A 12,535-nucleotide genomic window follows, 5' to 3' on the forward strand; every position below is an offset into this window, starting at 1 on the left:
GGAGGGAGTTTCGATGAAAAAGAGATTACAAATTGAACAAGTAACCAAATATTATGGTGCAGAGGCTATTGTAACCAAAGCACTTGATGGCATTTCCTTTGAAGTTGCAGATGGAGATTTTGTAGCAATTATGGGTGCTTCAGGCTCTGGAAAAAGTACACTATTAAATTGTATTGCAACGATAGATCGAGTTAGTGCAGGGGAAATTTTATTAAATGGGGAGCAAATTTCTCATAAGAAGGAAAAGGAGTTGGCGGATTATCGCCGCGATAAGCTCGGTTTTATTTTCCAAGATTATAATTTGCTCGATACATTAACCGTCGAAGAAAATATTACCTTACCACTAAATTTACAAGGTGTCCCGCTTAAAGAAACAGAACAACGCTTAACAGACATTGCAAAAAAGCTAGGGATAGAGGAACAACTAAACAAGTTCCCGATGACGCTTTCAGGTGGGCAACGTCAGCGTGTCGCCTGTGCAAGAGCACTTATTACAGAGCCAAGCATTGTATTAGCAGATGAACCTACTGGCGCATTAGATTCAGCCAATTCAAAAAAGCTAATGGAGACGCTATTATTCATGAATGAACGGATGCACGCCACGATTTTAATGGTAACGCATGATGCACTCGTTGGTAGCTTCGCAAAGCGGGTCTTATTTTTAAAAGATGGAAAAATTTGGAATGAATTGTATCGAGGGGATCGAAGTCAACGGACGATGCATGAAGAAATTTTAGCAACGATGGCATTGCTCGGAGGTGAAGGGCATGTATCGTAAGCTTGCCTTTCGCAATGTACGAAGACAAATTGGCAACTATCTTATTTATTTTATGACGGTTGCCTTAACAATTTCTCTAATTTTTGCAATGAATAACTTAATATTTAATGAACAATTACAAACTCAAGCTCAATCGATTGGGGAGCTGGCGTTAGGATTAGTTTTTTTATCGCTATTTATTTGCATCATTGTGGCCTTTGTACTCGGTTATGCGAATGCCTTTATGTTACGTCTGCGGAAAAGAGAATTTGGCACTTATTTAACGGTCGGAATGAAGCGTCAGCATATTGTGAAGTTATTTTTATTTGAAAATAGCTTACTAGGTATTTTTGCCATGCTCGTTGGATTTTTTGTAGGGTCATTGTTTTATCAGGGGCTCATGCTCTTAATGACTCAACTTTTAGATATTCCATTTGAGTTCTCGATGTTTTCATTAAATGGTGTTCTATTAACGGTTGGGATGGTATGTGGCATATTTTTATTCTCTTCTGTAACATCAAGTTTTTATTTAAATCGTGTAACCATTTACGAACTCATTCATGGGGAAAAGAAAGTAGAGCAGGGCGTTAAGCATCCTTATATCGCGATGGTGACGACTGGCATATCTTTCGTCGCAATTATTACATCATTTATCCTTTTTTCTCAGGAGTTAGAGCAGCTCTTTTTAAAAGTAGATTCAAATCCAGTAATGCTCGTTTGGATGTTGGTTTTATTAGCTGTGTCATTAGTTACATTTCATATTGGACTAGCAAAAAGCGCAATGTTTATTTTGTTAAGCTATAAACGGTTTGCCCAACGTGGAACAAATCAATTTTTATTGCGCCAATTAAGTGCGATGTTAAGCGCAAATGCCATTCTACTTGGTGTCTTGTCATTTTTAATCGTATTTGCCATGATTGCCTCAAATTTTAGCTTCTTATATAAAGCAATTGAAGAAGCAAGTTTGGATAAGCAATTTCCGTTTGATATTGTAGCGAATATTGATGTTGAGCAAGAGGGAAGTATTCCAATGGAACAAGCAAAGGAAACGATTGAATCTTATGTGCCCATTGATTGGTGGAAAACGTATAACGGCTATACGACAAATGAGCAAACCTTTCACAAGTATACGATTTGGCATGGAGAGAAGTATGCAGATGTCGATACGTACATGAAGGAGTCCGATGTAAATGAGCTTTTACGTGCATTAGGTAAGGAGCCACTAAATCTTCGAAATCAGTTTGCGATTTTTTCTGATATGCCAGGCATTCAAGGGGCAAACTTTTCAAATGCTTCATTTGAGCATAATGGCAAAACATATACTTTGGGTCAAGTGATTGAATCAATGCCAATGTTTTTATGGAGTTACTTTGTTATTGTTGTGCCGGATGAAGTTGTGGAAGGGATGGAAGTAAGTCAAATGGCGGTTGCCATTGATTTAAAAGAACAGCCATTTGATACGAAAAAACTACAAGAAGCGTTAAGTTACACATATAAAATTGAAGAAAGCAATTATTTTGTGCAAAATAGTGATTTCGCAATTAAAGAGCAACGTCGATTAGAAGCAGCTGCATTTTCTGCGATCTTTATTGTAGGAGCATTATATGTAGCGGTCGTCTTTATTTTACTAGCGATGGCGATTTTAGCGCTAAAAATATTGTCAAATGTGCGTGATGATGAGAAAAAGTATATGTTGTTAAATCGATTAGGGGTTAATAGTGCTTTACAACGAGCAACTTTAGGTAAACAAATTTTTGTGTTCTTTACGTTCCCGATCATTGTGCCAATTTGTCTAGCGTTCCCGATCGCATCCATTGTTGATCAATTTATACACCTTGTCGGATTTAGCGCGGTACTAAATATGAATGTTGTATCTTTTGCAATAGTAGTTGTCATTGTGATGGTGTACTTCCTTTATTTTGCCGTAACGTTTGCACTTACAAAAAAATATGTTGTTCATGAATAGACGAAGCCCTTTTTATTAGTAAAAGCTAATAAAGAGGGTTTCTTTTTGTAAATAAAACAGCGCTTTGTAAAGGGGATGTAAATGATTTTTTCAGAAAGTTCACAAGAAAAGAGGTTAATTACTTTATTTGTACATCCATTTCTAGCGTTGTTTAAAGAAATGCACATAATTTAGACAAATTTAACGGCAAAAATATTGAAATACTCATATTAAATAATATGAAATTTACTTTTATTAGGTGATATTTTACAAAAAACTTGACAGAAAACAAAATTGTCAGATTATATTTAAAGTTTTTACAAATCTCTCACCCCTTCCAACCACAATTTACAGAAGGTTTACATGTTTCACACATATTATTAATTTTTTAAAGGTATTGTTAAGGCAGATAGAAAAGAGAACAGGTTATTGGAGGATTAAAGGATGTTGAAAAAAACATTTTACTTCATAGGTTTCACAATAGTAATGGCAGTACTAGCAGCATGTGGGGGAGAAGGAGAAAGTTCATCTAACTCAGGTGGTGGCTCACTTGTTACAATTTCAGGTTCGACTTCAGTTGGACCTTTAGCGGAAAAATTAGCAATAAAATATGAAGAAACAGCGGATGTCAAAATTGAGGTCAATCAAATTGGTTCTTCAGCTGGGATTACAAACGCGATAAACGGTGTCTCTCAAATCGGGATGTCGTCTCGAGACTTAAAGCAAGAAGAAGTTGACTCAGGTATTGAGCAACTTGTCATCGCATACGACGGAATTGTTGTTGTTACACATCCATCCAATCCGGTAAAAGATTTAACGATGGAGCAAGTAAAACAAATTTTTACAGGTGAAATTACAAACTGGCAAGAGGTCGGCGGTAAAGATATGGAGATTGTCGTTGTTTCCCGCGAAGATGGTTCAGGCTCACGCGATGCCTTCCAGGAAATTGTTGGGTATGAATCAGGACAACTTATCCGAAATGCAATTGTCGCAAGTGGAAATGGAAATATTAAAACGACAGTTGCAACAAACAAACATGCAATTGGATTTATTTCATTTGAATATATTGATGCTTCTGTTTCTGCTTTGAATATTAACGGTGTGGAAGCATTAGCGGAAAACGTATTAGACGGAAAGTATGAATTATCACGTCCATTCTTATTTGTTTATAAAGAAGGTGTGCCACAGGCGGCAACGCAGTTTATGGACTTTATTTTAAGCCCAGATGGCCAAAAAATCGTGGAATCTGCAGGCGCGATTCCATTAACGAAATAACGAATGCTGGAGGATAAATTTGTGACGACACAAAAAATAAACGAACTAGAACAGCAAATTAGTAAAGGCAACAAGCGAAAATATTTTTTAGAAGGTCTTTCATCGAAAATATTTTTAGGATGTGCCCTCTTATCAGTTGTCAGTTTAATGCTTATTGTTGGATTTGTATTTTATAAAGGCGCGAATCCTTTCGTAACAGGAGATTATAGCTTTTTAAGCTTTATCTTCGGAAGTGAATGGGTGCCATCAGAAGATAAGTTCGGAATATTTCCAATGATTGTCGCATCGATTTATGCGACGATTGGAGCCCTAATCATTGGTGTACCGGTTGGTTTATTTACAGCAATATTTTTAGCTGAAATCGCACCGAAGCCAATTGCTAAAATTGTATCACCAGCAATTCAATTATTAGCTGGTATCCCATCAGTACTATACGGGGTGTTTGGATTAGCAATTATCGTGCCATTTTTACAAAATAATTTAGGACTTGCACGAGGACAAAGCTTAATCGCAGTTATTTTAGTACTGGCAATCATGATGTTACCAACCATTGTAACAGTAGCCGAAACAGCAATTCGTGCAGTGCCAAAAACGTATCGTGAAGGCTCACTTGCTCTTGGTGTTTCGCAAATTGGGACAATCTTTAAAGTCGTTGTTCCAGCAGCAAAATCAGGGATTATGGCGGCAATAGTTTTAGGTCTAGGCCGAGCTCTTGGTGAGACAATGGCAGTAATATTAGTAGCAGGTAACTCTTTAATTATCCCAACGAGCTTAACAGATAGTGTCCGTCCACTAACGACGAATATTGCACTTGAGATGGGTTATGCAGCAGGTACACACCAAGAAATGCTCTTTGCAACAGGGATTGTGTTATTCTCATTCATTTTAATTTTAAACTTCGTATTAGCTCGAATTACGGCGAAAGGGGCGTAAAATCATGCGACAAACAAAAGATCATATTCTACGCGGGTTACTATGGGGCGCGGCGTTGTTATCCGTAACCGTTCTAGTCGTAATTGTTGGCTATTTGTTTTATAAAGGAATTTCTTATATTAGCTTTGATTTCATCTTTGGAGACTATTCACCATCAGGTGGTGGAGGAATTTTCCCGATGATCGTCACAACAATCTATACGATCTTAATTTCGCTAGCCATTGCGACGCCAATAGGTATTTTAGCAGCGGTATATTTACAGGAGTATGCAAAGCAAGGGCGTCTAGTGAAAATGATTCGCTATGCGACAGAATCTTTAACAGGGATTCCATCAATCATTTATGGTTTATTCGGTGCAGTATTCTTTGTAGCCATTTTAAAGCTTGGAATGTCTATTATCGCAGCGTCTTTAACATTAACAATTATCGTGTTACCAGTCATTATCCGAACAACGGAAGAAGCATTAAAAACTGTACCACCATCGTATCGTGAAGGATCATTAGCCCTTGGAACAACAAAATTACAAACATTATATAAAGTCATTTTACCAAGTGCAATGCCAGGGATTTTATCGGGAATTATTTTATCGATTGGCCGAATCGTCGGGGAATCAGCAGCAATCTTTTTAACGGCAGGTACAGTAGCTGCGATGCCAAGTAGTATTTTCTCATCAGCTCGTACGTTAACCGTACACTCTTATTTAGTAACTCAAGAAGCGGGTGATATCGGGTTAGCGGCAGCGATTGGTATTGTTTTAATCGTTATCATTTTAGCGCTTAACTTATCCGCAACCTATATTTCGAAAAAGTTCAATAAAGCAGATTAAAAGGAGCCTACTATACTATGACTATTATGGTATCTGAATCAACAATTTTGAATACGTCTACGACTGCCACGGCTGAACAACAAACAAAAATTAACGTCAATGACTTAAACTTATATTATGGTGAAAAGCAAGCGTTGTTTAATGTAAATTTAGACATTAAAGAAAAAGAAGTAACAGCTTTAATCGGACCGTCGGGCTGTGGGAAATCAACGTTTTTACGTACGTTAAATCGTATGAATGATTTAATTGATGGTGTACGCGTTATCGGAAATATTCATATTGATGGGGAAAATATATATGAATCAAACGATGTCATTAAGCTTCGCACAAAAGTTGGGATGGTATTCCAAAAGTCGAATCTATTCCCAATGAGCATTTATGATAATGTTGCGTATGGACCGCGTATGCAAGGCATAAAAAATAAAAAAGCATTAGATGCGATTGTCGAGGAATCACTACGTGGTGCAGCGATTTGGGATGAAGTAAAAGACCGTTTAAAATCATCTGCATTAGGGCTTTCAGGTGGTCAGCAGCAACGTATCTGTATTGCCCGTGCAATTGCAATGAAACCAGATGTTATTTTAATGGATGAGCCAACTTCTGCCCTTGACCCAATTTCTACGTTAAAGGTAGAAGAATTAATTACTCAAATGAAAAAGGATTATACAATTGTTATTGTAACGCACAACATGCAACAAGCAGCACGTATTAGTGATAAGACAGCATTCTTCTTAAACGGGGAAGTGGTGGAATTTGACGATACGAATGTGATTTTCTCAACACCTAAAGATCAGCGTACAGAAGACTATGTAACAGGACGATTCGGTTAAGGAGGAAGGCTTTATGATTCGCGAAAATTTTGAAAAAAACATGCTTGAATTACAAAATAAAATGGTTGAAATGGTTGATTCTACTGTTATTGCAATGGAGCAAGCCTTTACAGCACTTGAACAGCAAGACATGGCATTAGCGCTTAAAGTGATTGAAGAAGATGCTTACATCGATACATTAGAAAATGAGATTAATCAAATGGCAATATGGCTTATGGCAAAAGAACAGCCAGTTGCCCGAGATTTACGACGTATTATTAGTATGATAAAAATGTCTTCAGATATTGAACGAATTGCGGATTTTGCAGTAAATACAGCAAAAGCAACAATTAAAATTAGTAAGACAGATTCAATTTTGGCGAATACCTCTTTAATCGAAATGAAGGACATTTCAATGGACATGTTGAAAAAGTCGATGAAGGCATTTATTGAAGAAGATATTGCATTAGCCAAGGCAGTTGGCGAATTAGATGATGAGGTCGACAAAAAAAATCATCAAAATTATGCTGTGTTAACGGAGTATTTAGCAGAAAATCCTTCGCAAACAGAGCAGGTTGTACAATTGTTATTTATTAATCGCTTTGTTGAACGAACAGCTGACCATATAACAAATATGGCTGAATCTACAGCTTACTTTATTAAAGGTCAATTATTTGATTTGAATTAAACAAAATCATACACTAAGCGAGGTCTCATTTATGACGAAAAAAATATTAGTCGTTGAAGATGAGCAGCACTTAACAAGCCTTTTACGGTTGTATTTAACAAAGGATGGTTATGAGGTCTATTGCGTGTCGAGCGGTAAGGAAGTAATGGATGCCATTCGTCTGTACGAACCAGATGCCATGCTGCTCGATTGGATGTTGCCTGATGTAGAAGGAATAGAAATTTGTCGACAGGTACGCTATCAGTATGATTTTCCTATTATTATGATTAGCGCTCGTACCGATGAACTTGATATCGTATTAGCCCTTGAAATAGGGGCGACCGAGTATATAAGAAAGCCATTTGGATTTAGAGAGCTATTAACACGTTTACGAATTCATTTAAAACGCTATGAAAAAGAAATACAACAGTCCACACGTGTTTCTGAATACTTAATAGGTCCATTTAGAGTAGATTTAGTAACGTTTAAAGTGTATAAAGAAAATGTTGAGATTCCTCTTACGAAGCGTGAATTTAAGTTATTACTTCATTTACTTGAGCAGCCTGGTAATATAAGATCCCGTGAGGAAATCATCGATGAACTAGAGTTCACAAAAGGTGATCGCCGGACGGTTGATGTACATATTCGCAGGCTACGAGAAAAAATTGAGGAACAGCCAAGTTCACCTAAATGGATCAAAACAAAAAGCGGCATGGGCTATTACTTTGATGATAAAGTGAAGGTACAGTCATAATCTTAAATAGTGAAATAATACATAGTCTCCTACTATTTTGTAGGGGGCTTTTTGTTTATTTACAATTTTTGTTAAAAGTATTAAAATCGCAATAAAGTAAGGAGTGGTCATATGTTTTATTTAACGAAGGAAAAGCAAAGTAAAGTAGATGTAGCACATTTATTATACTATCCAGATGAATCGCCTGACATGGAGCTTCTACACGCACATATTAAACAATTAAAAGAGTCGCTTTATTTTATTCCAGAACATTTTCATGGGGCAATTTTAGATGGTACATTACTAACGAATAACCGTTTATTCTCTGATTATATCAATTGGTGTGAGAACGTTATTTTTTACAATGAGGAGCAACTAACGCTTCGTTATGAGAAACGAGATAAGATAGTTCACAAATTAAGCGAATCCGGTGCAAGTGTCTTTTCGGAAACATTGCATGATGGGAAGCTCTTATGTACGAAACGACAAGATGGACAAGTAAAACTACTTTTTGACATGTGTGGGGGCTTTACAACAAAAGCGATTATTGAGTTAACCTTCATTGACGCAACTGAGTCGGGTAACTTGTGGAACTATTATATTTATGATGAGCTTATTGAAACAGATGAAGGCTTTGGCTTACGTGTTCTAAGTGGAAATCCATACGAGGAATGGACTATTTTCTTTAAAGACGTAACAGCTTTTTATTTATTTAGGCCAGCTGCCACTATAGAAGGGGAGCAAATTACTACTTTGGCACAATTGATTGAAGCACTAAATCCGGATATGAATTACTTCATTATGGAGAATGATCAGTTTATTGAAGTGGAGCTAGAACAATTTAGAGAGTGTGAAAACGGGATTTACGCTGGGACTACATGCCTTGCTAGTGACTTGAAAGAAGCGAAAAGACGGATTTATTGTGACCAATATGAAGATCCATATGCCCATTTTAGTGACATGATTCCACTAGAACAGTTAGAGGAAGCCGCGTTAAGTGATGATCAAGTGTTGCGAATCCGTGCCTTTAATACGATGTTTGAGCTAGGTGAAGAGGCAGCACATATAGTGAATCGAGTATTAACCAATATAAAGGTACCGGAACATGAGCAGATACTAATGGAGATTACAGCAAGCCATTTCAAAAATTTGGATTTATTAGGAGAAGAAGCAAAAACAAGATGGTTGCTTGAATAAAGGATTTCATTACCAAATTAAACCATTAAGTGACTTTAAACACATTTAATAGTAAAATAAGGAAAATAAATAAGTAATATTGACCTATAAACAAAAGAAATGTATTATTGAATTATTGCAAGAATATTTCGGTAATATTGAATCATCTTACCCTTTATTGTAAATGATAGTATTGCAAAAATAATTTAAAAGGGGCAAGCATGAGATGAAGTGGATTTATTTTATTTTTGGACTAATAGCTGGTGTTGTATTCATGCAGTGCTTTAGGAAAATTAGAAAATATAATAAAAACGTAGGCTTTGTTACAGAAAGTGCAATTTTAAAACTTGCTGAAAGTTCAAAAGATATTATTTATTATTACCAAGTGCACCCGGACTACGGACATAAATACATGAGTCCTTCCGTTGAATGTTTTTTAGGTGAAGGTATGCAACAACGATTATTTACTGAGCCGTATTTAATCTTTGAACGTATTCATCCTAAAGATTATGATATTCTTTTAAGTAAATTAAATGGTACAATAGATTATTCAAAGGCAATTAAACAGCGTATTCGTGATAATGACGGGAATTATAAATGGTTTGAGGAACACGCAACCCCGGTATATGAAAATGGAGAGCTGATCGCCGTACAGGGAATTCTAAGGAATATTGATGAAAAGGTCCAGTTAGAGCAAGAATTAAATTATAAATTATATCATGACTCATTAACGAATATTTATAATCGTGATTTCTTTGAAAAATTAATGGATACATATAATACGATCGAAAATACGTCCATTGCGATAATTTTATGTGATTTAGATGATTTAAAAATGATTAATGATACAAAAGGTCATAAAAGTGGGGATCATTTAATTCAGGAAGCAGCAAAGGTACTCGATCAATTTAGTACGGATTGTCTATTCGTATCGAGAATTGGTGGGGATGAATTTGCGATAATTATGCCTAATGTCGATCAAAATCAGGTAGAGGACTTATGTACACGCATTGTAGAGCAATTACACTACTATAACGACAGCCAGCCATCCTTCAAACTTCGTATGTCAATGGGCTTTGCACATAGTCAGCAATCTGTTGGTGAAATGGATCGTTTATTTGTGGAAGCCGATGGAAAAATGTATGAACAAAAGAGGAATAGGAAACAAAGTAACGATAGGCTCCTATCTTTCGATTAAAATACAGCGTATGTTTAGTTATCTTTTACAAATATGCATGAATCCGTATATACTGTATTCATAATAAAATTGGACAGGGGGAATACAAAATGACTGAAAATCATGAAGCACCAAAAAAGAAAATGAGTTTGCAAGATTTAGTAAAGCAACAGCTTGAAAATAAAAAAAATAATGGAGCAAATAATAAAAACAATTTAAAGGGCGATACATCAACGAAAAAGATGAAAAGCCAACAATCGAAAAAAACAAGCAACACGCGCCGTAAAATGGGCGTGTAAAACATGTGACATGCTAAAAGGAAATCTTATAGCATGTTTTTTTATTAAAACCAATGCTTTGGTCATTTCACAAATTTTACTTTTTCTTTTACAAGTTTATGATACAATAATGACGAATTGAATAAATTCCTTCGGGGTCGGGTGAAATTCCCAATCGACGGTGATGAGAAATTCTCTAAGCCCGTGAGCCACTTTTAGTGTGCAGGATTTGGTGCAAGTCCAAAGCCGACAGTTACAGTCTGGATGGGAGAAGGAGCAGGCAAGCATTTTAACCAATTGTTAAATGTTTAATTTGGCATACATATTAGAAGTAGGCCAAATTTGTAGTATCTTTTTGTGCGAAAATTTTGCAACAAAGAGGTCTATTTGTGTTGCATATAATCCCTTCACCCCAGTGAAAGGGATTTTTTTCATTTCAAAAATTAATAGATTTCCTTCGGGGTCGGGTGAAATTCCCAATCGACGGTGAGGAGGTATTCTCTAAGCCCGTGAGCCACTTTTAGTGTGCAGGATTTGGTGTGAGTCCAAAGCCGACAGTTATAGTCTGGATGGGAGAAGGAAGCAGTGCAAGTAGACTTTGAAAAAAATTTACGTTCAAAAGTCTTATTTGACGATGCCAATTTTACCTCTCATCAAACTCCGAACCTTATGCTCGGGGTTTTTTTATTTTAAAAAGAGGTGAGAAAAAGATGTTTACCGGAATTATTGAAGAAATAGGAACCGTGACGCAAATGCGCCTATCCAGGCAAGCAATGGAACTATCAATTCAAGCTACGAAAATTTTAGAAGATGTAAAGTTAGGAGACAGCATCGCAGTAAATGGTGTTTGTCTAACAGTCATCAATTTTACGAAGGGTGAGTTTACTGTTGATGTTATGCCTGAAACGATCAAGTCAACGAGTATCCAAAGCCTGCGAATGGGCTCAAAAGTAAATCTTGAACGCGCAATGTCTTTACAAGGACGCTTTGGTGGACATATCATATCAGGCCATGTAGATGGGATAGCGACCATTTTACGAAAAAGACCAGTGGAAAATGCGGTGTACGTAGATTTAATGATGGAGAAGTCACTGCTTAACAACTGCATTTTAAAAGGGTCCATTACGATTGACGGAACAAGCTTAACGATTTTTGATTTGTCTGATTCAACAATTACGGTGTCATTAATTCCACACACTTATAAAGAATCCATTCTCGGCATAAAAAGGGTCGGAGAAATCGTCAATATTGAAACGGATTTGATTGGCAAATATGTAGAAAAGCATATAGCGAATCGAGGAACGGCGAATATTACGAAAGATTTTCTACAACGAAACGGATTTTAAGGAGAGGTTGAAATGAACACAATAGATGAGGCAATTTTATCACTTAAAAAAGGTGAAATAATCATCGTTGTCGATGATGAAAATCGTGAAAACGAAGGTGATTTTGTTGTGCTAGGTGAACATGCGACACCGCAAAATATTAATTTTATGGCTGTACATGGACGTGGTTTAATTTGTACACCCATTTCTGAAAAAGTTGCAACAAGCTTGGCGTTGACGCCGATGGTTGAGCGTAATACGGATGCTCACCAAACAGCCTTTACAATTAGTATTGACCATCAATCGACAACAACAGGTATTAGTGCCTTTGAACGTTCGGCAACGATTTTAGCGATGCTTGATAAACAGTCAAAACCAACAGATTTTCACCGACCAGGTCATGTGTTTCCGCTAATTGCAAAAGATGGAGGGGTACTGAAGCGTCGCGGCCATACAGAGGCTAGTATTGATTTAGCACGTTTAAGCAATTCACAAGAGGTAGCAGTTATTTGTGAAATTTTAAAGGATGATGGGACGATGGCTCGATTACCTGAGCTTGAGCAAATTGCTGAAAAACACAATATGAAATTAATATGTATCGACCACTTAGTCACATATATTCAAACAAAATTCC

General features: G+C 36.6%; 12 protein-coding genes, 1 pseudogene and 2 riboswitches. All 13 genes and pseudogenes read left to right on the forward strand.

Annotation, left to right across the window (positions count from 1 at the left end):
• The first annotated feature begins 13 nt into the window (after positions 1-13).
• Complete coding sequence (locus MKZ17_RS08050; protein ID WP_340723227.1) at positions 14-778, forward strand: ABC transporter ATP-binding protein; 765 nt, start codon at positions 14-16, stop codon at positions 776-778.
• On the forward strand, positions 768-2,723 hold the full coding sequence (locus MKZ17_RS08055) for an ABC transporter permease (RefSeq protein WP_340723228.1): 1,956 nt from the start codon (positions 768-770) through the stop codon (positions 2,721-2,723). Before MKZ17_RS08050 ends, MKZ17_RS08055 begins: the two co-directional genes overlap by 11 nt.
• Positions 2,724-3,146: 423 nt before the next feature.
• Complete coding sequence (locus MKZ17_RS08060; RefSeq protein ID WP_340723229.1) at positions 3,147-3,977, forward strand: phosphate ABC transporter substrate-binding protein; 831 nt, start codon at positions 3,147-3,149, stop codon at positions 3,975-3,977.
• A 21-nt stretch (positions 3,978-3,998) separates the two neighbouring features.
• The gene (gene pstC, locus MKZ17_RS08065) at positions 3,999-4,910 is read left to right on the forward strand and encodes a phosphate ABC transporter permease subunit PstC (RefSeq protein ID WP_340723230.1); all 912 of its coding nucleotides are present in this window, start codon (positions 3,999-4,001) and stop codon (positions 4,908-4,910) included.
• A 4-nt stretch (positions 4,911-4,914) separates the two neighbouring features.
• Positions 4,915-5,736 carry a phosphate ABC transporter permease PstA gene (gene pstA, locus MKZ17_RS08070; RefSeq protein ID WP_340723231.1) on the forward strand — a complete coding sequence of 274 codons (822 nt, stop codon included), beginning with the start codon at positions 4,915-4,917 and terminating at the stop codon, positions 5,734-5,736.
• A 26-nt stretch (positions 5,737-5,762) separates the two neighbouring features.
• The gene (gene pstB, locus MKZ17_RS08075; protein ID WP_340725522.1) at positions 5,763-6,566 is read left to right on the forward strand and encodes a phosphate ABC transporter ATP-binding protein PstB; all 804 of its coding nucleotides are present in this window, start codon (positions 5,763-5,765) and stop codon (positions 6,564-6,566) included.
• Between the two features lie 13 nt (positions 6,567-6,579).
• Entirely contained in the window at positions 6,580-7,233 is a 654-nt protein-coding gene (gene phoU, locus MKZ17_RS08080; protein WP_340723232.1) for a phosphate signaling complex protein PhoU, read from the forward strand.
• A gap of 31 nt (positions 7,234-7,264) precedes the next feature.
• Complete coding sequence (locus MKZ17_RS08085) at positions 7,265-7,966, forward strand: response regulator transcription factor (RefSeq protein WP_340723233.1); 702 nt, start codon at positions 7,265-7,267, stop codon at positions 7,964-7,966.
• A 111-nt stretch (positions 7,967-8,077) separates the two neighbouring features.
• A complete protein-coding gene (locus MKZ17_RS08090) occupies positions 8,078-9,142 on the forward strand; it encodes a DUF4085 family protein (RefSeq protein WP_340723234.1) in 1,065 nt (354 codons plus the stop codon).
• Between the two features lie 205 nt (positions 9,143-9,347).
• Complete coding sequence (locus MKZ17_RS08095) at positions 9,348-10,319, forward strand: sensor domain-containing diguanylate cyclase (RefSeq protein WP_340723235.1); 972 nt, start codon at positions 9,348-9,350, stop codon at positions 10,317-10,319.
• Between the two features lie 89 nt (positions 10,320-10,408).
• The gene (locus tag MKZ17_RS08100) at positions 10,409-10,597 is read left to right on the forward strand and encodes a hypothetical protein (protein ID WP_340723236.1); all 189 of its coding nucleotides are present in this window, start codon (positions 10,409-10,411) and stop codon (positions 10,595-10,597) included.
• A 123-nt stretch (positions 10,598-10,720) separates the two neighbouring features.
• Positions 10,721-10,856: riboswitch (FMN riboswitch) on the forward strand.
• 169 nt (positions 10,857-11,025) lie between these two features.
• A riboswitch (FMN riboswitch) is annotated at positions 11,026-11,161 on the forward strand.
• Between the two features lie 125 nt (positions 11,162-11,286).
• Complete coding sequence (ribE, locus tag MKZ17_RS08105; RefSeq protein WP_340723237.1) at positions 11,287-11,922, forward strand: riboflavin synthase; 636 nt, start codon at positions 11,287-11,289, stop codon at positions 11,920-11,922.
• A 12-nt stretch (positions 11,923-11,934) separates the two neighbouring features.
• Positions 11,935-12,519: pseudogene (gene ribB, locus MKZ17_RS08110) on the forward strand (3,4-dihydroxy-2-butanone-4-phosphate synthase); the annotation flags it as partial.
• Between the last annotated feature and the right edge of the window lie 16 nt (positions 12,520-12,535).

The sequence above is a fragment of the Solibacillus sp. FSL R7-0682 genome, from assembly GCF_038005985.1.
Classification (GTDB): Bacteria; Bacillota; Bacilli; order Bacillales_A; family Planococcaceae; genus Solibacillus.

What these genes read in the sequence shown, in the direction of transcription:
- MKZ17_RS08050 (WP_340723227.1), top strand. Translation starts at nt 14, where the DNA reads ATGAAAAAGAGATTACAAATTGAACAAGTAACCAAATATTATGGTGCA.
- MKZ17_RS08055 (WP_340723228.1), top strand. Translation starts at nt 768, where the DNA reads ATGTATCGTAAGCTTGCCTTTCGCAATGTACGAAGACAAATTGGCAAC.
- MKZ17_RS08060 (WP_340723229.1), top strand. Translation starts at nt 3,147, where the DNA reads ATGTTGAAAAAAACATTTTACTTCATAGGTTTCACAATAGTAATGGCA.
- pstA (WP_340723231.1), top strand. Translation starts at nt 4,915, where the DNA reads ATGCGACAAACAAAAGATCATATTCTACGCGGGTTACTATGGGGCGCG.
- pstB (WP_340725522.1), top strand. Translation starts at nt 5,763, where the DNA reads ATGGTATCTGAATCAACAATTTTGAATACGTCTACGACTGCCACGGCT.
- phoU (WP_340723232.1), top strand. Translation starts at nt 6,580, where the DNA reads ATGATTCGCGAAAATTTTGAAAAAAACATGCTTGAATTACAAAATAAA.
- MKZ17_RS08085 (WP_340723233.1), top strand. Translation starts at nt 7,265, where the DNA reads ATGACGAAAAAAATATTAGTCGTTGAAGATGAGCAGCACTTAACAAGC.
- MKZ17_RS08090 (WP_340723234.1), top strand. Translation starts at nt 8,078, where the DNA reads ATGTTTTATTTAACGAAGGAAAAGCAAAGTAAAGTAGATGTAGCACAT.
- MKZ17_RS08095 (WP_340723235.1), top strand. Translation starts at nt 9,348, where the DNA reads ATGAAGTGGATTTATTTTATTTTTGGACTAATAGCTGGTGTTGTATTC.
- MKZ17_RS08100 (WP_340723236.1), top strand. Translation starts at nt 10,409, where the DNA reads ATGACTGAAAATCATGAAGCACCAAAAAAGAAAATGAGTTTGCAAGAT.
- ribE (WP_340723237.1), top strand. Translation starts at nt 11,287, where the DNA reads ATGTTTACCGGAATTATTGAAGAAATAGGAACCGTGACGCAAATGCGC.